Source organism: Kastovskya adunca, from assembly GCF_059505785.1.
The window spans coordinates 63,193-87,523 of record NZ_JCACLG010000011.1 but is presented as its reverse complement, the minus strand read 5'-3'; the positions used below and the strand labels follow the sequence as shown (position 1 = coordinate 87,523).

Here is a 24,331-nt window from a genome sequence, read left to right as displayed (position 1 = left end):
ATACATCGCTAGGCAAAATGTTATTTGAGAATGAATAGATGGTTTCCCTCGAAAAATGTTTGTACAATATTTTGAGTGATTCCTTAATACGCCCTAGGTTTGGGTAGCCATGAAGTACTTTTTTAACGGTAGGGTCTTGGGTTTTAAGCATGAGTAATTCACTTCATTTAGCTACATGAACTTGTATTGAAACATGAAATTATTCAGGAAAATTTCCTAAGAAATAACAGTTATTGAGCGGCTGATCAATCCTCAAAATCCCTGGCTTTAATTGGCTTTGTTCGTGCGCTTCCGTGAGGTACAGGATGTAATGTCGCCTCGTATTTCATCCACTCTACTCCTGACTCTTTTTCGATTTCTCTAAAATCCAACGGTTTGCTAAATTGGGAAAATGAGGGATTTTGCAAAAAACTTTGCTTTGTTTGCTCCCAATCTTTTCCCAGAGTAAATTTTAATATACAGTTACAAGGGCTAATACCTTCAATAGTCACTTTTTGATTAGCCTGAACATACACAAAACGACGCGTCTTACCGGAGACACTATCTACAAGTTTAATAGCAGCATCGTCGGTCATTCCATTAACGATCTTTAGCGCTCCCAGACCCTCTGAATCTTGAGGTGGAATGATATCAGTGCCGTTTGGAAGAGAAACAGGAGAACGGCTTGGTTTAAGTGCAGACTGTAATGATACTGGTAAGGTAGGTAGCTGTGCTTGTTGGGGTAGTATGGTAGGGCGATAAACCACGATGCCTAGTAGGCTGGCAAGGGTAACTGCTGCTAAAACGATGTGTCTATTTGAAAAAGTTAATGATTGCTGAAAATTGCTCAGATGATGAGATTTGTTGAAAACTGTTTTTGAAGAAAATGGTTTTGATTCTAGTTCTTCTATTTGAGGAGTCCGACCGCATTCTTTACAAATGATTTTATTACCTAAGGAGCTGGCTTTAGCCAGATAAATCATTCCACAATTGCAGTGCAGAGCGTGGTATCTGTTTCTTAGCCTTAGCATAATTGATTGACTCCTAGCGTTCGCAGAGCATATATCTCTGGAGCCTCAGCACTTATGCAAGGTAAAAGATGCAAGGTTAATAAACTTGATGCTAAGGAATAGAACAAAGCCTACTTCCAAAGCTTGTAGTAAACTACCCACCACCAAGCTGAGTACAACTATGGTGGGGAATCTTGAAGCCCAAAGTTTACCCACGGTACTCCGATTTTCAGATGACAGTTCCCGTGATCTAGTTGGAAAAACCGCAGGAGAGAAACAGCCTAGCTTGCGCCGCCCCTTATCTCTCAAAATTGAACCGTTTTCAGAAGCGTTAACCCACTTCTTTTTCCGGCAAAGCTAGGCGAATTCTAAGTTTTTGGTCAGTTGCTACTTCTACTCCTCCGGGTTAGCTATCTTTTCTTGACTTAGGATTTCGTGGCTCATCACCGCCTGCCTAACTAGGCTAGCTTGCCTTGTTGATTCTTTAGATTTCTGCAAAAATCGTTCCGCCATCTCCGTATCGTTCGTTTCGTACAGATGTTTAGCCATGTGGCTCATTAACATTTCGCTTTCCTCGATCCCGCGAAGTGTGTTCCAAAGGGAGACTTCAATAGACTCCGTTACTTCTACAAGCAGAGAATTCAGGGAATAGGCATGTCCTGTATGGCAACGGAAGCGGATACGGTTGCCTTCTTGCAGTTGCAGAAGCATCCCGTGGCACTCAGGACAGGTATAAGGAGAGAGCTTCCCAATCTTCATGACACCGCTCTCAAAAGCATTGTCTTCCTGCGCCACTTTGACTTCAATGTCCATCTGCTCAGACACTAGATGTCCTCCTTTCTTCTCGACGGCTTCGTTTGTCATCTGAACTAATAAAGCGCCCATTTCCGCGACGGGGACGCAGTGATCGACCTCTACCGCTTTCATCGCTTGTATAGGCATGGAGGAGTGAAGCGCATCAAAAGGGTGTTGGACAATCGCTTTCCCGCCTTGCTCCTTCACTGCGTACAGCCCAGATGCCCCATCATCCAGCATTCCAGTTAGAACGACCCCGATCACTTGATTTCCATAGCTCCGGGCGGCGGAGCGGAATAAGACGTCAATCGAGGGACGAAAGCGATTTTCCTTCGGTCCCTTCGTGACTCGAATATGCCCCCAATCGACAATCAGATGGTGATCTGAGGGAGCAACATAAACCCGTCCCGGTTTGATTTCCTCTTTGTCAATTGCATGGGCGACTGGCAGGGAGCAAACCCGATCCAGGATTTGGGGCAATATACTTGGATACGCTGGGGCAATATGCCAAACAATGAAAACAGCACATGGAAAATTGGAGGGGAGTTGAGCAACGAGCTTTTTCAGGGCTTCCATCCCTCCCGCCGATGCTCCAATGACGACGATCTCAGGCTTTATCACTTATCTTTTTTTACTAAACGCGATTGCTTTGCAGAACTAATGGTTTTTAGCGAGAGTAAAACGTACTACGCACTTAAGTCCAGTCCTTTGTCAATGGTAAAAATAGGAGGTCGTATCATCTTGTGACTGCTAAGCACAAAAACTTATAGGCTGCTTGCTCTTGTTCTCTTCTTCTAGCTTAACGAACTTGCCTTTGTCTAGCAGAGGAAAAAATGGTCGCTAAGAGCAACGGTCTTATTGTTTGTCAGTCAATCTAGGAAAAGTTCTGCGTCCGCCGACAATGGCCCCCGCGATCGCAAGATATCTCAGCATAGAGCGATCGCAACCTCTCTGCTGCGATCACCCCTGTCGTGCTCTAATTTGGCGCAGTAACTCGACTAACTCCAGGTTGCGTGACAGCTTTGGTTGTATCGGGCTATGGTGACGCCAGTCATCAACCGTTAAAGCATCTGAATACCACCACTGACAGGCAAATAAGCTCCTGTGATAAATCTCGCTTCCTCAGACGCTAGCAGCAGAATTGCACTTGCAACATCTTCCGGTAGTCCGTTTCGTTTCATTGGAACCGTTTGAGCGGATGCGTCTTTATACTCCTGCGGCAAACCTGCTGTTGCATCAGTTAGTGTCAATCCGGGTGCTACAACATTGGCACGAATCCCGTGAGAACCGAGTTCCAAGGCAAGGCTTTTTATAAAGGCATCCAGCCCAGACTTGGCTGTACTGTGGGCAGAGAACCCCTGGCTAGGATTGCGAGATGAACTACTACTCACCGCAATGATGCAACCCCGGTTCTGTTCAATCATGGATGGAACAACTGCCTTGCAAGGAAAAAAGGCACCTTTGAGTTCTCCGAGTAATTTCGCTTCAAAATCTTCCCAGCGATAGTCCACAAAGGGAACCATCGGAAACCCAGCATGGGCATTGATAACGAGCGTATCAATTGCACCAAATGCCTCTGAAACCTTTTGCACCATTGCATCGACTTGTTGAAAATCTCTGACGTCTGCTTTGACAGCGATCGCGCGACCACCATCTGATGAAATCTCCTCAACGACTTGTTGAGCCGCCTCTTCACTGCCGTAGTAGTTAACTCCAACGGCGGCACCGTGATGTCCTAAGAGTTTAGCGGTAGCCGCACCAATGCCGCGACTCGCACCTGTAATTAGGACGACGCGATCGCGCATTAACTTGGATTCTGAGGTTTGGCTTGTATGAGATGGTGTAGCAACCATGTTGTTTTCCTTTCGTGCTGTTCTATTAAATCAAAGTTTACTGACGGATTGAAGATTTGCCAGACCCATGTGAAATAGGGCATCTTGTACAATCAATTCCGGCAAAACATCCTTGAACATTTCCACCGTCTGCTGAATCTGCTCAAAATCTTCGGGATTGTCCAAGCGATCGCGTAGCGTCTCTGAAAGAGAATTTATGTAAATTCGCGGAAAAATCCTTGGCATACGGATAAAGTTTGTGTAAACATTCCGTAGTAATCCGAATTAATCTTTTTTGCTGGCTTGAACGGCTAGTGCTTTGCCTGCAGCGAACGACATCTAATTAATTCCTAAATTTGGGTTTCAACCTATGCAGAGACAAATAGTAAATCCTCCGCAGAAACAAACAGTCAATCCAAATTATCCCAGTAAATTGAATTGGCTGCGAATTTTTCTGATCATAACTTTATTATTAGGCATAAGTTTTCGATTCGTCAATTTGGGTAAAAAAGTCTACTGGTATGATGAAGCAATTACTTCTTTAAGAGTTTCTGGCTACACAAGAGAAGAGTTTATTCAAGAATCCTTCAACGATCAGATTATCAGTGTTAATAACCTACGGAAGTATCAACAGCCAAATTCTGACAAAAACTTAAGTGGTACAGTTAAAAGCTTAGTAGGAAACGTCCATCCACCCCTTTATTTTCTACTAACCAGATTTTGGATGCAGTTATTTGGTAATTCCATCGCTGTTACGCGAAGCTTTTCGGCTGTAACTAGCTTATTAGTCTTTCCTTGTCTCTATTGGCTATGTCGAGAATTATTTGAGCTTCCCTTAGTTGCCTGGATAGCAATGGCACTGGTATCCGTCTCGCCGTTTCACGTCCTGTATGCCCAGGAAGCACGAATGTATAGTTTAATGACTGTAGTTACCGTGCTATCAAGTGCTTCACTTCTTTATGCATTACGAGTTGATACTAAGCGCAGTTGGCTAATTTACGCCCTTAGCTTAATTGTGGGATTTTATAGCCATCTGTACTTTTTGCTTATCGCTTTCGGACATGCCATTTATGTATTTATTATTGAAAGATTTCAATCCAATAAGATTTTTATTACTTATTTAGTTACTTCGATAATCAGTTTTCTTACTTTCGTGCCGTGGGTTTTGGTGATTCTGTTTAACTTAGACAGTGTAAAAGCAGTAACATCAGGAGCGCAACAGAGAGCAGAATTTTCGAGTTTAGTAGTAGCTTGGGGGCGGAATTTGGGACAAGTCTTTATTGATGTGAATCTTGGAAACATTTTAGCTCCTATTATTTTAGTATTAGCAGGATATGCTCTTTATTTTCTGTACAAAAATAGTTCAGAAAAGATTTGGCTATTTATCTTGACTTTCATCGGAACAACAGCCGCGATGACGATCTTACCTGATGTGATCTTGGGGGGATCTGGGTCGATGAGGTCTCGGTATTTTATTCCCTGTTATTTAGGAATTCAAATAGCTGTTGCCTATCTATTGGCTACGAAAATCACCTCTCGCAGTTTCTGGCAACGCAGCATCTGGTCAGCGGTGATGGCAGTACTGATTTCTGGCGGCGTCGTGTCTTGCCTAATCAGTTCTCAAGCAGAGGCATGGTGGAATAAAGGACATAGCCAATATATGCCAGAAGTTGCTCGTCAAATTAATCAAGCAGGTAGCCCTCTACTACTTAATGACACGAATTCTTTTAACACAGTTGATGTACTAGTGTTGAGTCATCTACTCGATCAAAAAGTGCGGTTAATTTTGACGAAGAGTAATACTACACCGGAAATTCCCGATCGCTTCGGTGAAGTATTTTTATACAATCCTTCTCAAGAATTGCGAGAGGATTTGGAGAAAGATTACCAGCTAAAAAATATTAATAAGCGTGGCAAGCTTTGGCAAATCATAGGGCTTTAGAACTTTAGTAGCCCGAATGATATTACTTCCTTTGGCAGTTCCGGGGTCAGTTTTGAGAGTATAAGGAATAGAACAGAGCCTTTTTGCGAGGCTTGTAGTAATTCCCGGACTCAAGAAATTTTAGATGAAACTGCCTGATGGGCCTCGGACGCCGTCGCTGTTGCAAACGCTCCAGCTTGTTGCTCAACCGACTGACTTTTTAGATCGCTGTCGCGATCGCTACGGCGATCCCTTTACAACCAGGGTACTGGGTTTAAATTCCCCACCTGTGGTGTTTTTTGGCGAACCCGAAGCAATTCAAGAGATTTTCGCCCTCCCCGCCAAAAAGCTGGACTTTCAAGTCGCCACCCACGTCTTCCAGCCTCTAATGGGCGATCGCTCGGTAATTTTGCAGGAAGGACGCGCTCACCAGCGCACCCGTCAGTTATTAATGCCAGCCTTTCATGGCGATCGCATGAAAGCCTATGGTCAAGTCATCTGCGAAATTACCGAAGAAGTTACTTCATCCTGGAAACCGGGAGCCTCTGTCCTCATCCACCAGTACATGCCAGATATTACCCTCAGCATTATCTTACGCGTGGTGTTTGGCTTGGAACCAGGGCCGCGCTATGAACAGGTAAAAGCCTTACTAAGTGGGCTTCTTGATGATGTAACCACCCCTGTTTTCTCCAGTCAGTTCTTCTTTCCCCCCTTGCAGAAAGATTTGGGGGCGTGGAGTCCGTGGGGGAACTTTCTGCGGCGACGACAGCAAATTGACGAGCTGGTTTATGCGGAAATTGAGGAACGCCGTGCTAATAGCGATCGCTCTAGCACTGATATCCTCAGTATGCTGATAGCGGCGCGAGATGCCGACGGCGAGCAAATGACTAATCAGGAGCTGCGCGATCAATTGGTTTCCCTACTGCTGCTAGGGTATGAAACCACCGCCGCCTCTCTCACCTGGGCATTTCACTGGATACACGCCTCCGCCTCAGTACAGCAGCGGCTACAGGAGGAACTAGATGGCTTGGGTAGCGATCGCACTCCAGAAGCGATCGCGCAACTTCCCTACCTCAGCGCCGTCTGCTCCGAAACCTTGCGGGCTTACCCGATTGCGCTGATTTGCGTCCCTCGCATGGTAAAAGAAACCCTGAATATCAGGGGATACGATTTCGAGCCGGGAACCATTCTCATTCCCTGCATTTACCTCGCCCATCGCCGTCCGCAAGCCTACCCCAATCCCACCCAATTTGACCCCACGCACTTTTTAGACCGCGACTTGTCGCCTTACGAGTTTTTACCCTTTGGCGGCGGTTCTCGTGGCTGCATTGGCACCGTCTTTTCGAGGTACGAAATGAAGCTAATTCTCGCCACCATCTTGTCGCGCTTTCAACTTTCACTCTCCGACAATCGCCCAGTACGTCCAGTACGCCGAGGCATTACCTTTGTCCCCTCTAGCGGCGTACCTGTTGTGATTCATAAATGCCTGAGTCCTGAGTGCTGAGTCCTGAGTCCTGAGTAGGGGAGTAAGGGTGCAGGGGAGATGAGGAGCGGGGGAGATGAGGAGCAGGGGAGCAGGGGAGCAGGGGTGCAGGGGAGATGAGGAGCAGGGGAGAGAATAATTGACGACGATTAGCCATTACTCCAATCGCCTATTTCATACTTCACCCTTCATACTTCATACTTTATTCCCCTCCTCTTCTCTCTCAAAGGACTTCACCACCAATAGACAATTCCGGTTGTCTTCAGTGCGGGTGTAACTGAGTTGGTCGGCAATTTTTTGTAGAATGGCAATTCCTCTACCGCCAATTGCCTGTTCGTCAGCCTTTTGCTGCATATCTGGCAGTCGCTGTTCCAGATCAAAGGGGGGGCCTTGATCCCAAATTCGCATCTCTAAGGATGTGGGAAACACAGTCACCTCAATATCAATCGGCGCTTCTGTTGGTAAACCTTTATGGGCATGACGAATGGCATTAGTTAGCCCTTCTGCCAGGGCAAGTTGGCACTGAAGCCATACTTTTTTGGGAATAAAGGGCTGATTTAGTCCATTAAACCAGGATAAAACCGGGTCTAACATTGTTAGGTCAGTAGAAACTTGTAGAAGAGATTTTTTGAGGACGTTCAATTGCACAAAACCTTAGATGAGGGCTGGAGATACGAGCCGGGAAAATAACGCAGCAATAGCAATAGATTTTATTCTTCTAGCACCGATGTCTAACCTCTTCTCCATGTGAACCATCCCGAAGCCGATTCCAGGCGTAGGATAGGGGATTGAGGAGTAGTACTCAATGCCTATCAGTTTTTAATTAGACTACACTCAGTTTGAGTGTAGGGTGTTGTTGGTCTGAGGAGAAGTATACGCCCCAAATCTCAAGCGACTTGTAATTCTAAGCTGCCATGAATCAAATTTTGATCATTGACGATGACCCTGCTATTCAAATTTTGTTGAAAAGAACGCTCCACAATCAAGGTTATGAGGTCGCGGTTGCTAGTAATGGCGAGGAGGGTTTGGCACTAGCCCAAGAGTTACGTCCGGGGTTGGTGATTTGTGACTGGATCATGCCCCGCCTGAGTGGGTTGGAGGTTTGTGCCCAAGTCAAGGCGACACCAGAACTGTCTACCACTATTTTTATTTTGCTGACTTCTTTAGGCTCGGTAGAAGATCGGGTAAAGGGCTTGGATGCAGGGGCGGATGACTTTTTGTGCAAGCCGATTGAAATGCCGGAATTGAAGGCACGAGTTAGGGCGGGTTTGCGGTTACACCAGGTTAGTCGTGACTTACAGCAGCAAAAACAGTTACTAGAGACGGAGCTAGCAGAGGCGGCAGAGTATGTCCGTTCGATTTTGCCGGATCAAATGACGGAGCCGCCAGTGACGATTGATACTCGATTTATTCCCTCACGGCAGTTAGGCGGGGATGGTTTTGATTACTACTGGCTAGATGAGGAGCATTTGGCGTTTTATCTGCTTGATGCCTCTGGGCATGGTTTGCGGGCGGCTCTACCGACGCTATCGGTCTTAAATTTATTGCGATCGCGTGCTCTGCCAAAAATTAACTACTATCAACCTAGTGATGTGCTTTGTCGGTTAAATGAAACATTTCAAATGACCCAGCGCAATGATAAATACTTCACGATTTGGTACGGCGTCTACAACCGCACGACTCGCCAGCTCACCTATTCCAGTGCTGGTCATCCACCAGCCGTCTTGCTTTCTGGAAAATTAGGCACAACACCAACGGTAACGCCTCTGAAATCTCCTGGCTTGCCTGTGGCGATGTTTCCTGACACGGACTATGTTGACGAGTGCTGTGACATAGAGGCAGGGAGTACCCTCTATATCTTCAGTGATGGGATTTATGAAATTAATCAACCTGACGACACGATTTGGGGAATCGACCCCTTTATTGAGCAGCTAAGAGACTGCCGCCATAGCAGCGTTGCCAATCTCGACGAGATACTTAACTCTGTAGAGGCGTTGAACCCGAAAGATTATTTTGATGATGATGTCTCTTTGATGGAAATTAACTTTGACTAGTCTCTGTACCCCTATTGATACCGAGTTACGTTCAAACCTCGTAACTTGTAACAACAGGGGAGGCAGAAGACATTTTTTTTATAAATGAAGTCTTAGCTCTAATTATTGATAGAAGCTATCGCATTATTAAACTCCTCTCGGTTGGAGAAAATTTCAAAAACCCGATCCATACTGGTCAGTTCAAATAACATTTTTATTTGGTCATTTACTGAACAGATAAAGAGTTTGCCACCCGCCGCTCGCACTGTTTTTAGAGTTAAAACTAACGCTCCTAAACCCGAACTATCCATAAAGGTGATTTTTTGGAAATCTATTAATATGATGTCGGCATTTGCGTCAATTAAATCACTAATTTCTTGGCGAAATGGGCCTGCTTTCGTGCCATCTAAAATGCCAGAAGGTTCAACAATTTTTACAACAGGGCTCATATATATCCTAGGGAAACACAAGTTTAATTACTACCCGGACTTAGTCAGTATAGCCGTGACGCCTGCTTTGGGCTAGACTCAGCCCTTCCAGATAGAACCAGGAACGGCGAATGTAGGCAAACAGAGCCAAAAGGCGAAGCTTCTACGCCGCCGATGAGCGATCGCCTCCTGACCAGTCATTACTTTTTGCAATAGCTGTGATGTCATTTTCCAAGAATAGAGTATTTATTTCCCTTGATAGACCAGCTTGCTGACCTAATTTATTTAAGATCGTAGAGTTAGCCGTCTTCAAATTTTTAATTAATTATTCATGCAAGCATACGACGCCGTCATCATTGGCGCAGGTCACAATGGATTGGTCTGTGCCTCCTATCTACTCAAAGCCGGATATAGCGTCCTGCTTTTAGAAAAACGCTCAGTTCCTGGCGGCGCAGCAACTACGGAGGAATGCCTCCCGGAAGAAGCACCAGGCTTTAAGTTCAATCTTTGTGCGATTGACCACGAGTTCATTCATCTTGGCCCTGTTGTTGAAGAACTAGAACTGACGAAGTATGGGTTGGAATACTTATTCTGCGATCCAGTCGCCTTTTGTCCCCATCCGGACGGAAAGTACTTTTTAGGACACCGCTCGATCGAGAAGACTTGTGCCGAGATTGCTCGCTACAGTCCTAGAGATGCCGAAAAATACGCTGAATTTACGAATTACTGGCAGCGCGTCACCAAAGCAATTACTCCCATATTCAACGCGCCGCCCAAGTCCCTGCTTGACGTTGCTGGAAACTACGGGCTGAAAAATCTGCAAGACCTCTTTTCACTACTCGGTGGCGTTGATAAAACTCTAGACTTTATCCGCACTATGATTACAAGCCCAGAGGATATCCTCAACGAGTGGTTTGATTCTGAGTTTGTCAAAGCTCCCCTAGCACGACTAGCGGCCGAAATGGGCGCGCCACCTTCCCAGAAAACTCTGGCAATTGGAGCCATGATGATGTCGATGCGCCACAACCCTGGTATGGCAAGACCCCGTGGTGGTACAGGCGCACTAGTTCAATCCTTGCTCAAGCTCGTTAAAAGTAAAGGTGGCGAGGTTCTGTGTGACCAACAGGTAGAAAAAGTCTTGATAGATGATGGTCGTGCAGTGGGCGTTCGTGTGGCGGGAGGTAAGGAATACCGCGCTAATAAAGCGGTGATCTCCAATATCGACGCCAAGCGCTTGTTTTTGCGAATGGTCGAGCCGACGGATTTGGATACGGCTAATCCGAACCTGCGGGAGCGGCTAGATCGTCGGATTGTCAACAACAACGAAACAATCCTCAAGATTGACTGCGCTTTGTCAGAAGCACCTCGCTTTGAAGCCTACGACCACAAGGATGAGTATCTAATTGGTTCAGTGCTGATTGCTGACTCGGTGCGTCAAGTTGAGAAGTCTCACGCCTTGGCTCAGATGGGAGAAATCGCGGATGAAGACCCTTCGATGTACGTGGATGTGCCAACGATGCTCGACCCCTCTATGGCTCCTGACGGGAAGCACACCATGTGGATTGAGTTCTTTGCACCCTACAACATTGCTGGGGCAGAAGGTACAGGGCTAAATGGCACAGGCTGGACAGATGAGCTGAAAAACAAAGTCGCTGACCGGGTAATTGATAAGTTGACAGAGTATGCCCCCAATGTCAAAAAGTCGGTTATTGCTCGTCGGGTGGAGAGTCCGGCGGAGTTGGGAGAACGCCTAGGGGCTTATAAGGGGAACTACTATCACATCGATATGACCCTCGACCAGATGATCTTTTTCCGCCCCTTACCGGAAATTGCCAACTATAAGACGCCGATTAAGAACTTGTACCTGACTGGGGCGGGAACCCATCCCGGCGGTTCTATCTCTGGAATGCCAGGACGCAACTGCGCCCGCGTCTTATTGAGTTCCCAGCAACCGTTTAGCCAGAGGTTTAAGGATGCAGGTGATTCTCTGATGTCAGTATTTAAGAATACGTAGAGATGTTATAAGCAACGTCTCTAGGTTCTTAATAGAGGTTCGGAATCCTTAGAATTAACTCTCTTCTCTGGGAAGATCCGACAAGCGATCGCGGAAAAATCCACCTTTTTATAGAAAGGATGTCATCCTCGATACCGATGAACTAGGTCACTTAAAGTGATGCAATGATTAGTATTAGGTCTGTTAGTTGTCTGAGGTCGTTAGTCTAGCCGCTAATGATTTTCAGGCTAACTACAGACTAGATAGGACGACGTTACCGATGCAGGAGCGATGACAGACCAGGTTTTAATTCTGGGTGGACGAGGACGAATTGGCAGCCAGGTGGCTCAAGACTTAGTTACCCACACGCAGGCAAAGATTACAGTCACAGGTCGTCCAACGACACCCGGTGTAGTAGAAAGACAGGAGGCGGAGCCGAAAATTCAATTTCTAGCTCTGGATCTGGCCCAAGGGGAGAAGCTAAAGAAAGCGATCGCGGCTGCTAATTTAGTGATTCATTGCGCTGGCCCTTTTGTCTACCGGGATGGTAGTGTCTTGAAGGCTTGCATTGAACAGGGTGTTGATTACCTGGATGTTAGCGATAATCGTAGCTTTACGCGGATAGCTCTGTCTCACCACCAGGCGGCGGAGGCGGCGGGGGTGACGGCGATTATCAATACAGGGATTTTTCCGGGCGTCTCTAATAGTATGGTGCGTCACGACGTTGAGCAGCTAGATGAGGTAGACAAAATTCATCTCAGTTATGTCGTGTCCGGTTCCGGTGGGGCTGGGATTACGGTAATGCGGACAACGTTTTTGGGCTTGCAGCAGCCGTTTGATGCTTGGCTGGATAATCAATGGCAAAAGGTGAAGCCCTATAGCCAGCGCGAAACGGTGAAGTTTCCGCCTCCCTATGACAATGCGGGGGTGTACTGGTTTGATATGCCAGAAGCGTTTACTCTGGTTGATTCGTTTCCGGTGAAAACGGTTGTGACTAAATTTGGCTCAGTACCGGATTTTTACAACCATCTCACTTGGATTGCGGCGCACATTTTTCCGCCGTCTTGGATTAAAAACCCTCGCGGAATGGAGTTTTTGTCTCAGGTGAGTCACAAGATGACGGATGTTACCGATCGCTTTAGCGGGATTGGGGTAGCGATTCGCTCGGAAGTGACGGGGAATAAGGGCGGGGAACCTGCTCAGTATTGCTCAACTTTGGTGCATGATAATACGGCGATCGCCGCAGGTGCGGGGACAGGTAGCATTGCGGAACTGATCCTGAGTGGAAAACTGCAAAAACCCGGTGTTTATCCTGTTGAACAAGCTTTACCAACAGATTTGTTTGAGCAAGCGATGGAAAGTCGCGGACTGAAAATTCACGCCGATTGGATTACTGAGTAACTTTTAGCAGTACTGAGTGTTGTATTTTAATGTGGTGGCGATCGCTGATACCCCTTGCATCCCCCTTCAAAAGGGGGACTAAGATCTCATCTCTGCTCCCCCCTTTTTTAACCCTGGCTGGGGGGGTCTCCGGGGCGATTTGCTCCCCTCTTTATCTATTAGATTAGCAACGTTGTCCGATCCCCCTAAATCCCCCTTAGAAAGGGGGACTAAGATCTTTGCTCCCCCCTTTTTTAAGGGGGGCTGGGGGGGATCTCCGGCTTTCTACAGGGTCGGCTTTGTGAAGTGATGATCTTTGAATCAGCGGTTAGGATAGGGGACAACTCTCAATCTCTATCCTCCCCACAGTAATGACAAATGATCGACCTAATTAAAGCAATTACGAGTATTGCTCGTTTTGCTACCAACCCAGTCATCAATCAAGCTCAACGTAATGAAACTGTCATCAGAATCTTAAAAGAATTAAACCTTGATCCGGCACATCCACCCAAAGATTTTGATGGGGTTTATGTTAGAGGAGTTCAAGAAACTAGATAGTTTTTCAGCAGTTGATGCAAAATTATCTGAATTATCTAATACAAAATTTCTCTATCCTGACGAGTTTAAATCGTTAATTGAAGAAAAAATTCGCACCTTTTGCGGTCGTGAGTTCGTTTTTAAAGCGTTCAAGCAATATTTGAGGTGTTGAATTATGGATAGAGAAAAATTGCTCAGAAGGTATGCTGCTGGGGAGAGAGATTTCAGTGGAGTAAATCTGAGTGGATGCAACTTGACTGATGCTGATTTGACTGGTGCTGATTTGAGTGGATGCAACTTGACTGGTGCTGATTTGACTGGTGCTGATTTGAGTGGATGCAACTTGACTGGTGCTGATTTGACGTGCAGCAAGCTGCGAGGTGTCAAGCTCATTGGTTGCAAGTTCAACGGGACTAATTTGTTGGAGGTTGAATGGCGCACAACAGATTTGACTAATGTCAATTTGACTGGTGCTGTCAACTTTTATTCTGGGTTGTTAGAAAACGTTTTGGTCTGTAATACTATCATGCCGGATGGCAACATTATTGATGAGAGAATTTACTGGGAGGCATGAGCCACTTATAGCTGTCTCTTGCTCAGCGATCAAAGGTGCAGCTGAAGTTAATCAACGAATTGTGGACTATTTAGATAGGGAGATGAGCTGAGATGGGGGAATTGGCGGATAAATTAGCGGCAAAAAGTCCCGCCGACCAACGCGCTTATCTGGGTGGATTTCCTTATAACCTAGTCAAGTCAGGGAATTTAGAAGAGTACTACCAAACCCTAACTAATTTTGATTTTCTGGCGGCAAAGCTTAACCATCCTGAGTTTGGGGTGCAGGCGCTGATTGAAGATTATGATTTGGTTTCTGATTCGGAATTATTAACTCACCCAGAGTACAACCCAGAGAAGGTCAAGGCGCTGAAATTGGTTCAAGGGGCGCTGCAACTGTCGGCGCATGTTTTGGCGGAGGATAAGACGCAACTCGTTGGGCAACTGTGGGGGCGAATGCAGGGCTTTGATGTGCCAGAGATTCAGGGGTTGCTGTCACAGGCAAAGCAGAGTAAAACTACTTGGTTGCGTCCCTTAACAGCGAGCTTAACTCCTCCTGGTGGATTGCTACTACGCACCTTGGTGGGTCATAGCTATGGGGTAAGTGCCGTCGCCGTCCCCCCCGATGGCTTGCAGGCGATTTCGGGTTCATATGACAGGACGCTCAAGGTGTGGAATCTGGAAACCGGGGAGTTGCGCTTGACTCTGGAAGGTCATAGCTATGGGGTAAGTGCCGTCGCTGTCACCCCGGATGGCAAACAGGCGATTTCGGGTTCAGAGGACAGGACGCTCAAGGTGTGGAATCTGGAAACCGGGGAGTTGCGCTTGTCTCTGGAAGGTCATATCAGTGAGGTAAGTGCCGTCGCTGTCACCCCGGATGGTTTGCAGGCGATTTCGGGTTCAGGGTACAGCAGCCTCAAGGTGTGGAATCTGGAAACTGGGGAGTTGCGCTTGTCTCTGGAAGGTCATATCAGTGAGGTAAGTGCCGTCGCTGTCACCCCGGATGGTTTGCAGGCGATTTCGGGTTCAGGGTACAGCAGCCTCAAGGTGTGGAATCTGGAAACTGGGGAGTTGCGCTTGTCTCTGGAAGGTCATATCAGTGAGGTAAGTGCCGTCGCTGTCACCCCGGATGGTTTGCAGGCGATTTCGGGTTCATGGGACAACACGCTCAAGGTGTGGAATCTGGAAACTGGGGAGTTACGCTTGTCTCTGGAAGGTCATATCGGTGAGGTAAGTGCCGTCGCTGTCACCCCGGATGGTTTGCAGGCGATTTCGGGTTCATGGGACAACACGCTCAAGGTGTGGAATCTGGAAACTGGGGAGTTGGGTTTGACTCTGGAAGGTCATAGCTCTTTCGTAAATGCTGTCGCTGTCACCCCGGATGGCTTGCAGGCGATTTCGGGTTCTGATGACAACACGCTCAAGGTGTGGAATTTGGAAACTGGGGAGGTGATTGCTAGTTTCACTGGGGAGAGTCCGTTACTTTGCTGTGCAGTTGCACCGGATGGGCTGACAATTGTGGCAGGTGATAGCTCAGGACGGCTGCATTTCCTGCGGTGGGAAGGGATGAAAGAACCATGAATATCCCCCCTCAATCCCCAACCTCAATCAACACCGCCCCCTACCCAACAGAATTTCAGCAAGTCATTCGGGAAAAAAGCCAGAACTTTGTTGGTCGTGAATTTGTCTTTTCCGCCATCAATGAATTTTTGCACGGAGGCGAAGCTAATCGCGGCTACTTCACCCTTGTTGGCGCACCCGGTAGCGGCAAAAGTGCCATCCTCGCCCACTACGCTACCCAAAATCCCCCCATCGCCTATTACAACGCCCAAATTGCAGGCAAAAATCAAGCTGACCAATTTCTCGCCACAATCTGCACTCAACTGATCCACCATTACCCCCAACTAGGAATCGCTGTCCCCCCAAACCCCGACGCTACAGAAGGGAGTTGGTTTTTGTCCTTGTTACTGCAAAAAATTAGCGATCGCCTAGAACCCCATCAACGGCTAATCCTCGCCATTGACGCCTTGGAGGAGTGCGATCGCCACAGCCAACCCCCAGGCTCAAATCTCTTCTACCTCCCCAGATATCTCCCCGAAAACGTCTACTTCCTCCTCACCCGTCGCCCCTTTGCAAAAGAGAAATCCGGCTTATTAATCGAAACCCCCTCCCAGATTCTGAATTTAGGAGACTACCCCCAACAAAACCGAGAAGACGTGCAGCTATACCTACAATGCTTAACCCCCCATGAACCAGGGAGAACAGAAGCAGAATTAGGCGATCGCACTTCTCCCTCAAAGACGGCGGCGGCTCTCAAATCTTGGCTAACCACCCACCACCTCAGCCAACCCGACTTCATCGCCCAGCTAACCGCCAAAAGCGAGAACAACTTCATGTACCTGAGCCAGATCTTAGTGGCGATCGCTCAGGGTTTCTACCCCGAACCCTTCCAGTTCCATCGACTCCCGCCTAGTTTACAGGCATATTATCAGCAGCACTTGCAGAAAATGATTCCATCTGCAAAGCTAACCTCTCCACTTTTTACAGCAGAAATACAGGAAGAGCAGTCAAACGCGATCGCCGTTTTGAAAGTCCTCGTGCAGCAAAATCAACCTACTTCAGTAGAATTCATTGCTTCCCAAATTGAGCAAGATGAATATGAAGTAGAGAAGGTGCTGGAAAATTGGATTGAGTTTTTACATCAGGAAAAAATAGCCGGACAAATCTGTTACAGCCTCTATCATTCCAGCTTCCGCAACTGGCTGAGGAGTCCGAAAGGTTAAGGAAGGCGAGGCGAGATTCTCTAAATACCAACTAAGTTTTTTAAATTCAGAAGAAAAACGAACCACAGAGGGCACAGAGAAACCAGAGGAAAGAGAAGAGAGAAGAGAGTGTTCTACAGTTTACAATCCGAGAATTTCATTAACCGTAATATTCACATTAGGAAACGCCTGTATTGACAAACTTTGCCCCTGCTCAAACTTTTGAATAGTCTGATAACCATCCGGCGTCGGTTCTCGGTACACTTCCACGCATCGCCCATTGATATCCACTAGCCAAACTTCAACAATATTGTCTTCAGCGTAGAGAGGAATTTTCACTTCCCGGTCATATTTAACCGTTGTATCTGCCACTTCTAAAATCAAAAAGATATCCTTGGACTGAGGATGCCTTTCCTCATAAAAATCTTCACGAGGTTGCAGTAAGGCTATATCGGGCTGTGGTTCAGAAGTATCATCTAATTCCACTGGATTTTGAATATCAATGAGAGCACGTTTATCTAATTTCCTAGAAAATAAAGTGTTTAAACGCCTCACGCAAGCCGCATGTCTTGTACCAATCGGTGACATTTCTACTATCTCTCCCCGTATCAGTTCCACCCGGTCATCTTCAGTAAGGATACCCGAATCAACCATTTTGTGATACTGCTCAACTGTGAATTTCCGCCTTAGTAATTGCATGAGATTTGCTACCTCCACTGTTTTTTAAATTATTCCGAAGAAGAACGAATCTTTTTAAAAGCAAGTACTTCCAATTCATTAATATTTCTGCTAGACTTACTTTATAATGGAAATATGTTTAATCATTTTAAAAACACTTATATTTCCATTATAAAATTATACCAAAAAAATGATTTGATAAAACCTAAAAACAAAAAAAATAGCAAAAATTTTGTATTTTACCTCTACTAAAAACTGCTTAATTTCAGTTATACAACCCTAAAAAAACGATCGGGTAAAACTATAGCTAAATTCTCTCTTCTCCTTCCTCCGCGCCCTCTGTGCCTGGTGTGGTTCATTTTCTTCATAACTGCTGTAGCACGGTAAATTAGGGCTTGTAGTCAAATCTACCAATTTAAAATGACCACAAAACCGAAAATCATCGTTTTAGACGATGACCCCACAGGCTCCCAGACCGTCCACAGTTGCCTATTGCTGACGCGCTGGGATGAGGAAACCTTGCGCTTAGGGTTAGCGGACGACTCGCCGATTTTCTTCATCCTCACCAACACCAGAGCACTTACCCCAGAAGAAGCCGCAACAGTGACGCGGGAAGTTTGCCACAACCTCAAACTGGCAATTGCAGCGGAAGGGATTACAGACTTTCTGATCGTCAGTCGCTCTGACTCAACCCTGCGGGGGCATTATCCCGTAGAGACAGATGTGATTGCCGAAGAACTCGGCCCCTTTGATGCCCATTTCCTCGTTCCTGCCTTTTTTGAAGGGGGACGCATTACCCGCGATAGTGTGCATTACTTACTCATTGATGGGGTAGAAACTCCGGTGCATGAAACGGAGTTTGCGCGGGATTCAGTCTTTGGTTATCACCATAGTTATCTACCCGATTACGTGGAAGAAAAAACCAAAGGTCGCATCAAAGCCAGCGAGGTGGAACGCTTCGTTTTGTCGGATATCCGTTCCGGGAGCCGCGATCGCTTACAGCAGCTTTCTGGCAACCAATGCGGAGTGGTGGATGGGGAAACCCAGACAGATTTGGATCGATTTGCGGCGGATGTCTTAGCCGTGGCGAGTCAGGGGAAGCGCTTTCTATTTCGCAGTGCGGCGAGCATCTTAACGGCATTAGCCGCATTGGGACAGCAGCCTGTTGCCCCAACGGATATGGCGGCATATACGCGAGAGGGTAAACCGGGGGCGGTGTTGGTGGGTTCCCATGTAAAAAAAACCACGTCTCAGTTAGAGCAGTTGCTACAAGAGCCGGATATTGTGGGGGTGGAGGTGGAGGTGTCCCACTTACTAGAAGACTCCGCCGCGCAGCGGGATCAGCTTCTGGCAAGCCTGCTTGAAAAAATTCATCAAGTCCACAGTCAGGGGCAAACTCCCGCGATTTATACGAGTCGGGAGGAGTTGACCTTTAAGGATGTACAAACGCGCTTGCGGTTTGGGGCAGCGGTTTCGGCATTACTGATGGATATTGTCCGGGGATTGCCTGAGGATTTGGGATTTTTGATTAGTAAGGGGGGCATCACCTCGAATGATGTTTTGAGTACAGGTCTTGCCCTCAGGTCAGCGCGGTTACTGGGTCAGATTTTGCCGGGATGCTCGATTGTGAAAACTCCCGCCGATCATCCCCAGTTCCCCGATCTCCCCGTGGTTTTGTTTCCTGGTAATGTTGGGGATGCTGACGCGTTGGCGATCGCTTATCAACGACTGAGGTGAGAAAACTGAGCCTCGGATGCAACGGTCGGTGGGTTGGGGTACGATTACGATGTCGATTAGTTAGTCGGTAGCCACAAGAGGCGAGGCGTATTGTTGCATGAGTTCTGATTCTGCCCTTCCTTTATCAACTCCTCCTGTTGAGAGTCTCCCGGTAGTTGATTGCCACTGGCAGATTCACTTGAAAAGTGAAGGAGAATACTTGACATTAACGTTGCCATCGGAAGCCCAGACTCCGGCGGCGACAAATTGGTCTGATTTCTGGCAACAACTCCAGCATCGTCTGAATGCGGGGGAACGCTTCTGGCAGCCGACAACAGTGGTGCATTTGATCGCCAAAGACCGTTTGTTGGATGGACGCCAGCTTCAGACGATCGCGGACATACTAAGTGAGTCGCAATTGCAACTCAAGCGCGTTTGCACTAGCCGCCGTCAAACGGCTGTCGCTGCCGCCACCGCTGGGTACTCGGTGGAACAGGAAGCGCCTGCCCACTCCCTAGCGGCGTCTGAGTCTGTCCCGCCGTCTTCCCCTTTAGCCGACCCGTTGTATCTGCAAACAACAGTGCGTTCTGGCGTGGAAGTTTGTCATCCTGGTACAGTGGTAATCCTGGGAGATTTGAATCCCGGTGGTGTTGTCATCGCCGCTGGAGATATTTTGGTGTGGGGTCGTCTACGAGGAATCGCTCATGCGGGTGCTAGAGGAAACTCGGAGTGCCGGATCATGGCGCTACAAATGGAACCTACTCAACTACGCATTGCTGATGCTGTTGCCAGGGCACCGCAGACTGTACCAACAATGTTTCATCCGGAAGTGGCGTATGTCACGCCGGAAGGGATTCGGATCGCTAGATCTGCTGATTTCTCAAAACCGATTCTTCATTCCTAAAGGTTGGAGGTTGGAAGCATTCTACCCGCAACTAACCACTAATTACGAACAACAAACATGAGTCGCATTATTGTCGTCACCTCCGGTAAAGGTGGGGTGGGCAAATCTACCGTTACTGCAAACTTAGGTATGGCTTTGGCGCAATTGGGGCGCAAAGTCGCTTTAGTGGATGCGGATTTTGGTCTGAGGAATTTGGACTTACTGCTCGGACTGGAGAATCGCATCGTCTACACGGCGATTGATGTGATCGCCAAACAGTGTCGCTTAGAGCAAGCCTTAGTTAAAGATAAGCGCCAACCGGGATTGGTGCTGCTGCCTGCTGCCCAAACTCGCACTAAAGAAGCCGTCAGTCCGGAGCATATGAAGGCACTGCTAGCGGCATTATCCAAGGTGTATGAATACATTTTGGTGGACTCGCCAGCCGGAATTGAGCTGGGGTTCCAAAATGCGATCGCGGCTGCATCGGAAGCGTTGATCGTCACGACCCCAGAAATCGCCGCTGTGCGCGATGCCGATCGCGTTGTCGGCTTACTAGAAGCCCACAATATCAAGCGCATTCGCCTGATTGTCAACCGTCTCAAACCGGAGATGGTACAAGTCAATGACATGATGTCGGTGCAGGATGTCCAGGAAATTCTTGCCATTCCGATCATCGGCGTTGTTCCGGATGATCAGCGGATCATTGTCGCCAGTAATCGGGGGGAACCTCTGGTTTTGGCAGAGAATCCTTCGCTTCCCGCGATCGCGCTGATGAATATCGCTCGGCGCTTGGAAGGGGACAAGGTGCCATTCCTAGACTTAATGGCATCGTCTGATAATCTCCTCAATCGCATTCGACGATTGTTTCGCAGTTAATCTAGTTGTTAGGTGTTAGTTGTTAGTTTTTAGACCGCACTCATTGGCTAGCAACTACCGATCGGTTTTTGTTTGTGATGAAAGTACCTAGCTAACAACTAACAATTAAATTTTTTCCCACAGCTAACAACTATTATGATTATGGAACTCATAGAACGACTTTTTCCTTGGACTAGCCCTAGTAACAGTCGGGCGGAAGTCAAGCGTCGTTTGCAACTAGTGATCGCCCACGACCGCGCCGATCTGACGCCGGAAATGATCGAGTCAATGCGTAGAGAGATCATAGAAGTTGTCTCTCGCTATGTTGAGATCGACTCCGATGGGTTAGAGTTTGCCCTAGAAAGCAACCAACGAGCAACGGCACTGATTGCCAATCTTCCCATCCGCCGCGTTAAAACCGAAACGAGTATGGATTCTACGGGATAGCGATCGCTGCATCAGCAACGAGTTCAATTCCTAATACCATGGCGCAGCTAAGTGAGTAGCTGAGAATAAGTCAAACTTTGTGTGGCAATGTAAATTTTAAAAATTGTTTCGTAGTTAGGGTTTGGGTTCTCTCTTGAGGAATTTAGCCCTAACTACAAAGCTTTAATTATTTACCAGCATGAGAGTTAATATACTCTACTTAACAGTTGTCTGGCACATGAAAGAGACGGTACGCTTACTTCCTCTTTTCTCAAAACCAGCCTGACTCAGCTTGCTAATTGGCCGGATTTGCAATGCTGCGTAACTCAATAAATGTAAAAAAAATGAACAGTAGAAAAAAAATATTGAGTGTGGCTACTATAATAATTCTTATAATTATTGGATTTGGTCTAGTTAAATTTGGATTTCGTGAAATTAGCCGTTCACAAAGTTCTTGTGGAGACTATGGGTTTATAAATACTCCTTGTTCACAGTTGCCGACAATTGCAGGGGCTGAAAAAGTTTTGAATGAACATAAAAGCAAAGTCAATCAGATTAAAAACGTCAACCCCAACTTTATTACTGTAGAGGTACAAGAAAGTAACAACTGTGCGGGAAAAGGCATAATTTTGATTAGCCATCCTAGCGAAAACGATTGTGATTCGCTCAAAAAAATTCTCGGTAAGAATTTTTGGGGAATTCCATACAAAATTATTAATAATTAAAATCACTAAAACCTAGTTTTTAGTAGCACAATTTTTTAGAATTACTACAGAGTAGGCGTAAGCTCTGGAGGAGTTATAAAGATAAGCAGAAAAAACCACTTCGTCTATTAAGATCAATGGCATTGAAATTTGGCAAATTGCCCGACTAATTTTCTAGCTTTAGCTATGCGCCACCCTACAAGGGTGAGTTAACGAAGCTTAACCCACCGCATGAGGTGTTTACTGAATTACAAAATTGTCCCCACTTCCTTCAAATAAACCCGTGTGAAGGGTTCATTTGAGCCAAGGGTGTATTGCTCCATCAAGCCCTTACGTCGGATAGAAACATCGTTTCCTTCCTTGACAACAATAGTAGAGTCATCAAAGATATCCCGGAGGAGGATTGTCTCAGTTTCTGTAGGATTCTCCAAAACAACCATATTGCTACCTTCATAAAACATCCCTTCTCTGGCTAAAACCTCTGAGCCATACTCAACAATCAATAGGTCAAGCTTGGGATTACGCAGCAAATTTTGGATATTACTGTTGTAATCCTTGTTGAGGATTTTTTCGGAACGATTGACAAAGATCGCCTCACGGCAAACAGCACCAATCACCCAATCGGGATGTTGCAGCAAGATGTGGTCAATTGTTTCTTGCAGTTCTTGCACCGAAATTCGATTAAAGGTGATAATCGGTATCCTAGCGTCTGTACCCTGCTCGTAAAAGGTTTCTAGGATATGGGAGGGGACATCGACGCTTTCACCAACCGCTGGTCTTAGATGCATGGAAATACCTGGCGCTGCATTGATTTCCAAAATGCCAAAATTGCCAGATTTCCAGGATTGAGAAAGATTTTGAGTAATGACATCAATGCCGAGACAAGTCAGCCGGAAGTGCTGAGCAACGTCTTGCGCCAAGATGATGTTATCCGGGTGAACCATACGCGTCGCATCAATGCTCAAGCCGCCAGCGGAAAGATTCGCAACTTTGCGGAGGGAGATGGTGCGCCCTTGTTCCAGCACATCGTCTAAGGATAAGCCTTGCTCTGCTAGGTACATCTGTAGGGATTCATCAGACTGTATTTTGCCGAGGGGCGACACGGGGCTATCAATCCGAGCAGGTGTCCGATTTTCTCGGTCAATCAACTCCGTAATGGTGGATTGTCCGTCACCCGTAACCGACGCCGGACGGCGTTCTGTGGCGGCGACAAATCTGCCGTTAACACATAGCAGGCGAAAATCGACTCCCTTGATGCTTTTTTCGACAATGATGCTGATCAGCTGATCTTCAGCGATCGCTTCTACTGCTTTACCATAGGCAAAGCTCAATTCCTCCTCATTTTGTACGTCTGCTGTCACCCCAATGCCTTTATGTCCCACTACGGGCTTAACGGCGACTGGGTAGCCAATTTTTTCAGCGACTCTCAAGGCTTCGTCGCGGGAGACGACGACTCCGCCTCTGGGGACTGGAAAACCTAGCTTATTCAAGAACGCCTTACAGTCGTCCTTGCGAGTTGTAAAATCAGAATCAAGATGACTGTCACCGTCAAAGGTTGTCGCCACACCACGAACTTGGTTTTTCCCATAGCCGTATTGCATCAACCCTTCGTCCCACAAATAAAAGCTGGGAATGCCTTTGTCGTAAGCCGTTCGTAGTAAGGCATAAACCGTAGGCCCGCCATAGACAGAACGCCGGAAGGTATCCTGAAGGGATTTGAGTTGGGCATCAAAGGCGTAGGGTTTGTCTTGGGTAATGCATTCAAACCAGTCCCAAACGGCGTAAGCTACGGTTCGCTGTGTACGAGCATGAAGTGTTTGCACGCTGACTCGGACGCAATCTTCATAGGGTTTGAGACTCCAGCGATTCAGGTGTAGTCCCATATCCAGCTTTCCCATCTCTGACACGGTGCGGGCAAAAAGCTGAACGTAAGAATCGTACTTCTCTTCACCCATATGGGGATAGCGATCGCTAACGGCGGAGATATAATCCTCCAGTGGGCGAGGCGCTAGATATCCCGTCAAAGCGAAGTCAAATACTAACGCCGCCGTATTTAAATAGGGGTTTGGCCCCATATAATGCTTGAGATTAAAAATATCAAAGGCATCACTAGTTCTGGCATTGACGCGAGATGCATCAGTGCTTGTATCTACAATCATTTCAGATATAACCCTTCACTTGTATCACCAAAGCCCAGCCTTGCCGTAGTCGAATTTAGCGTTAATTCCAGCGAATTTTCCTCTATCTGAGGGTATTGGATGTTGAGCCATTCGCCTCTCCTAGAGACGCAGGCTCCCACTTTCAGCGGTTTATTAACGCCTTTCTATCATCTATCAAAGTCTTGTTGACAGATGTAGCGATCGC

23 protein-coding genes are annotated in these 24,331 nt (G+C 46.9%); 14 read left to right on the top strand and 9 right to left on the bottom strand.

Features of this window, described 5'->3' with window-relative positions:
- Nucleotides 1-245: 245 nt before the first annotated feature.
- The 4 genes from AC5JR3_RS03655 to AC5JR3_RS03640 all read right to left on the bottom strand — a co-directional run bounded on the left by AC5JR3_RS03655 (nucleotide 246) and on the right by AC5JR3_RS03640 (nucleotide 3,862).
- Entirely contained in the window at nucleotides 246-962 is a 717-nt protein-coding gene (locus AC5JR3_RS03655) for a hypothetical protein (protein ID WP_495843140.1), read from the bottom strand.
- Between the two features lie 420 nt (nucleotides 963-1,382).
- A complete protein-coding gene (locus AC5JR3_RS03650) occupies nucleotides 1,383-2,405 on the bottom strand; it encodes a chemotaxis protein CheB (RefSeq protein WP_495843138.1) in 1,023 nt (340 codons plus the stop codon).
- 440 nt (nucleotides 2,406-2,845) lie between these two features.
- Entirely contained in the window at nucleotides 2,846-3,637 is a 792-nt protein-coding gene (locus tag AC5JR3_RS03645) for an SDR family NAD(P)-dependent oxidoreductase (protein ID WP_495843136.1), read from the bottom strand.
- Between the two features lie 30 nt (nucleotides 3,638-3,667).
- Nucleotides 3,668-3,862, bottom strand: a complete 195-nt coding sequence (locus AC5JR3_RS03640) for a hypothetical protein (protein WP_495843134.1) — start codon at nucleotides 3,860-3,862, stop codon at nucleotides 3,668-3,670.
- Between the two features lie 253 nt (nucleotides 3,863-4,115).
- Here AC5JR3_RS03640 and AC5JR3_RS03635 point away from each other — a divergent pair, with 253 nt between their 5' ends.
- On the top strand, nucleotides 4,116-5,558 hold the full coding sequence (locus AC5JR3_RS03635) for a glycosyltransferase family 39 protein (RefSeq protein WP_495843132.1): 1,443 nt from the start codon (nucleotides 4,116-4,118) through the stop codon (nucleotides 5,556-5,558).
- A 124-nt stretch (nucleotides 5,559-5,682) separates the two neighbouring features.
- Complete coding sequence (locus AC5JR3_RS03630; protein ID WP_495843130.1) at nucleotides 5,683-7,041, top strand: cytochrome P450; 1,359 nt, start codon at nucleotides 5,683-5,685, stop codon at nucleotides 7,039-7,041.
- Between the two features lie 174 nt (nucleotides 7,042-7,215).
- Here AC5JR3_RS03630 and AC5JR3_RS03625 read toward each other — a convergent pair whose 3' ends face one another.
- A complete protein-coding gene (locus AC5JR3_RS03625; protein WP_495843128.1) occupies nucleotides 7,216-7,668 on the bottom strand; it encodes an ATP-binding protein in 453 nt (150 codons plus the stop codon).
- 266 nt (nucleotides 7,669-7,934) lie between these two features.
- Between AC5JR3_RS03625 and AC5JR3_RS03620 the strand changes: the two genes are divergently transcribed.
- Nucleotides 7,935-9,074 carry a PP2C family protein-serine/threonine phosphatase gene (locus AC5JR3_RS03620; RefSeq protein ID WP_495843126.1) on the top strand — a complete coding sequence of 380 codons (1,140 nt, stop codon included), beginning with the start codon at nucleotides 7,935-7,937 and terminating at the stop codon, nucleotides 9,072-9,074.
- A 98-nt stretch (nucleotides 9,075-9,172) separates the two neighbouring features.
- On the opposite strand, the gene AC5JR3_RS03615 is transcribed toward AC5JR3_RS03620, so the two are convergent.
- Nucleotides 9,173-9,502: an STAS domain-containing protein gene (locus AC5JR3_RS03615; protein WP_495843124.1), complete on the bottom strand. Its 330-nt coding sequence runs from the start codon at nucleotides 9,500-9,502 to the stop codon at nucleotides 9,173-9,175.
- A gap of 78 nt (nucleotides 9,503-9,580) precedes the next feature.
- Entirely contained in the window at nucleotides 9,581-9,709 is a 129-nt protein-coding gene (locus tag AC5JR3_RS03610) for a hypothetical protein (RefSeq protein WP_495843122.1), read from the bottom strand.
- A gap of 103 nt (nucleotides 9,710-9,812) precedes the next feature.
- Between AC5JR3_RS03610 and crtO the strand changes: the two genes are divergently transcribed.
- From crtO to AC5JR3_RS03580, 6 genes are all read left to right on the top strand, one after another.
- Nucleotides 9,813-11,495: a beta-carotene ketolase CrtO gene (gene crtO, locus AC5JR3_RS03605; RefSeq protein WP_495843120.1), complete on the top strand. Its 1,683-nt coding sequence runs from the start codon at nucleotides 9,813-9,815 to the stop codon at nucleotides 11,493-11,495.
- A gap of 270 nt (nucleotides 11,496-11,765) precedes the next feature.
- Nucleotides 11,766-12,875: a saccharopine dehydrogenase family protein gene (locus AC5JR3_RS03600; protein WP_495843118.1), complete on the top strand. Its 1,110-nt coding sequence runs from the start codon at nucleotides 11,766-11,768 to the stop codon at nucleotides 12,873-12,875.
- 357 nt (nucleotides 12,876-13,232) lie between these two features.
- Nucleotides 13,233-13,412: a hypothetical protein gene (locus AC5JR3_RS03595; RefSeq protein ID WP_495843116.1), complete on the top strand. Its 180-nt coding sequence runs from the start codon at nucleotides 13,233-13,235 to the stop codon at nucleotides 13,410-13,412.
- Between the two features lie 154 nt (nucleotides 13,413-13,566).
- The gene (locus tag AC5JR3_RS03590; RefSeq protein WP_495843114.1) at nucleotides 13,567-13,965 is read left to right on the top strand and encodes a pentapeptide repeat-containing protein; all 399 of its coding nucleotides are present in this window, start codon (nucleotides 13,567-13,569) and stop codon (nucleotides 13,963-13,965) included.
- Between the two features lie 92 nt (nucleotides 13,966-14,057).
- Complete coding sequence (locus AC5JR3_RS03585; RefSeq protein WP_495843112.1) at nucleotides 14,058-15,524, top strand: WD40 repeat domain-containing protein; 1,467 nt, start codon at nucleotides 14,058-14,060, stop codon at nucleotides 15,522-15,524.
- Nucleotides 15,521-16,726 carry an ATP-binding protein gene (locus AC5JR3_RS03580; RefSeq protein ID WP_495843110.1) on the top strand — a complete coding sequence of 402 codons (1,206 nt, stop codon included), beginning with the start codon at nucleotides 15,521-15,523 and terminating at the stop codon, nucleotides 16,724-16,726. Before AC5JR3_RS03585 ends, AC5JR3_RS03580 begins: the two co-directional genes overlap by 4 nt.
- 120 nt (nucleotides 16,727-16,846) lie before the next feature.
- Here the strand turns inward: AC5JR3_RS03580 and AC5JR3_RS03575 are convergent, their stop codons facing one another.
- The gene (locus AC5JR3_RS03575; RefSeq protein ID WP_495843108.1) at nucleotides 16,847-17,404 is read right to left on the bottom strand and encodes a Uma2 family endonuclease; all 558 of its coding nucleotides are present in this window, start codon (nucleotides 17,402-17,404) and stop codon (nucleotides 16,847-16,849) included.
- Nucleotides 17,405-17,803: 399 nt separating this feature from the next.
- On the opposite strand from AC5JR3_RS03575, the gene AC5JR3_RS03570 reads away from it, so the two are divergent.
- From AC5JR3_RS03570 to AC5JR3_RS03550, 5 genes are all read left to right on the top strand, one after another.
- Nucleotides 17,804-19,120 (top strand): four-carbon acid sugar kinase family protein, encoded by a 1,317-nt coding sequence (locus AC5JR3_RS03570; RefSeq protein ID WP_495843106.1) that lies wholly within the window; start codon nucleotides 17,804-17,806, stop codon nucleotides 19,118-19,120.
- Between the two features lie 97 nt (nucleotides 19,121-19,217).
- Complete coding sequence (minC, locus tag AC5JR3_RS03565) at nucleotides 19,218-20,003, top strand: septum site-determining protein MinC (RefSeq protein ID WP_495843104.1); 786 nt, start codon at nucleotides 19,218-19,220, stop codon at nucleotides 20,001-20,003.
- A gap of 57 nt (nucleotides 20,004-20,060) precedes the next feature.
- Nucleotides 20,061-20,858, top strand: coding sequence for a septum site-determining protein MinD (gene minD, locus AC5JR3_RS03560; protein ID WP_495843102.1), 798 nt, complete (start codon nucleotides 20,061-20,063; stop codon nucleotides 20,856-20,858).
- A gap of 135 nt (nucleotides 20,859-20,993) precedes the next feature.
- Complete coding sequence (gene minE, locus AC5JR3_RS03555) at nucleotides 20,994-21,284, top strand: cell division topological specificity factor MinE (protein WP_495843100.1); 291 nt, start codon at nucleotides 20,994-20,996, stop codon at nucleotides 21,282-21,284.
- Between the two features lie 293 nt (nucleotides 21,285-21,577).
- Nucleotides 21,578-21,988 (top strand): hypothetical protein, encoded by a 411-nt coding sequence (locus AC5JR3_RS03550; RefSeq protein WP_495843098.1) that lies wholly within the window; start codon nucleotides 21,578-21,580, stop codon nucleotides 21,986-21,988.
- Nucleotides 21,989-22,215: 227 nt separating this feature from the next.
- Here AC5JR3_RS03550 and AC5JR3_RS03545 read toward each other — a convergent pair whose 3' ends face one another.
- Nucleotides 22,216-24,126, bottom strand: coding sequence for an ATP-binding protein (locus AC5JR3_RS03545; protein WP_495843096.1), 1,911 nt, complete (start codon nucleotides 24,124-24,126; stop codon nucleotides 22,216-22,218).
- Nucleotides 24,127-24,331: the final 205 nt, after the last annotated feature.

Excerpts from the sequence above, each read along its gene's own strand:
- AC5JR3_RS03620 (WP_495843126.1), top strand. The coding sequence starts at position 7,935 with ATGAATCAAATTTTGATCATTGACGATGACCCTGCTATTCAAATTTTG.
- AC5JR3_RS03610 (WP_495843122.1), bottom strand. The coding sequence starts at position 9,709 with ATGACATCACAGCTATTGCAAAAAGTAATGACTGGTCAGGAGGCGATC.
- AC5JR3_RS03615 (WP_495843124.1), bottom strand. The coding sequence starts at position 9,502 with ATGAGCCCTGTTGTAAAAATTGTTGAACCTTCTGGCATTTTAGATGGC.
- minC (WP_495843104.1), top strand. The coding sequence starts at position 19,218 with ATGAGTTCTGATTCTGCCCTTCCTTTATCAACTCCTCCTGTTGAGAGT.
- AC5JR3_RS03640 (WP_495843134.1), bottom strand. The coding sequence starts at position 3,862 with ATGCCAAGGATTTTTCCGCGAATTTACATAAATTCTCTTTCAGAGACG.
- AC5JR3_RS03655 (WP_495843140.1), bottom strand. The coding sequence starts at position 962 with ATGATTTATCTGGCTAAAGCCAGCTCCTTAGGTAATAAAATCATTTGT.
- AC5JR3_RS03630 (WP_495843130.1), top strand. The coding sequence starts at position 5,683 with ATGAAACTGCCTGATGGGCCTCGGACGCCGTCGCTGTTGCAAACGCTC.
- AC5JR3_RS03585 (WP_495843112.1), top strand. The coding sequence starts at position 14,058 with ATGGGGGAATTGGCGGATAAATTAGCGGCAAAAAGTCCCGCCGACCAA.
- AC5JR3_RS03550 (WP_495843098.1), top strand. The coding sequence starts at position 21,578 with ATGCTGCGTAACTCAATAAATGTAAAAAAAATGAACAGTAGAAAAAAA.
- minD (WP_495843102.1), top strand. The coding sequence starts at position 20,061 with ATGAGTCGCATTATTGTCGTCACCTCCGGTAAAGGTGGGGTGGGCAAA.
- AC5JR3_RS03545 (WP_495843096.1), bottom strand. The coding sequence starts at position 24,126 with ATGATTGTAGATACAAGCACTGATGCATCTCGCGTCAATGCCAGAACT.
- AC5JR3_RS03575 (WP_495843108.1), bottom strand. The coding sequence starts at position 17,404 with ATGCAATTACTAAGGCGGAAATTCACAGTTGAGCAGTATCACAAAATG.
- AC5JR3_RS03570 (WP_495843106.1), top strand. The coding sequence starts at position 17,804 with ATGACCACAAAACCGAAAATCATCGTTTTAGACGATGACCCCACAGGC.
- AC5JR3_RS03600 (WP_495843118.1), top strand. The coding sequence starts at position 11,766 with ATGACAGACCAGGTTTTAATTCTGGGTGGACGAGGACGAATTGGCAGC.
- crtO (WP_495843120.1), top strand. The coding sequence starts at position 9,813 with ATGCAAGCATACGACGCCGTCATCATTGGCGCAGGTCACAATGGATTG.
- minE (WP_495843100.1), top strand. The coding sequence starts at position 20,994 with ATGATTATGGAACTCATAGAACGACTTTTTCCTTGGACTAGCCCTAGT.
- AC5JR3_RS03580 (WP_495843110.1), top strand. The coding sequence starts at position 15,521 with ATGAATATCCCCCCTCAATCCCCAACCTCAATCAACACCGCCCCCTAC.
- AC5JR3_RS03595 (WP_495843116.1), top strand. The coding sequence starts at position 13,233 with ATGATCGACCTAATTAAAGCAATTACGAGTATTGCTCGTTTTGCTACC.
- AC5JR3_RS03590 (WP_495843114.1), top strand. The coding sequence starts at position 13,567 with ATGGATAGAGAAAAATTGCTCAGAAGGTATGCTGCTGGGGAGAGAGAT.
- AC5JR3_RS03645 (WP_495843136.1), bottom strand. The coding sequence starts at position 3,637 with ATGGTTGCTACACCATCTCATACAAGCCAAACCTCAGAATCCAAGTTA.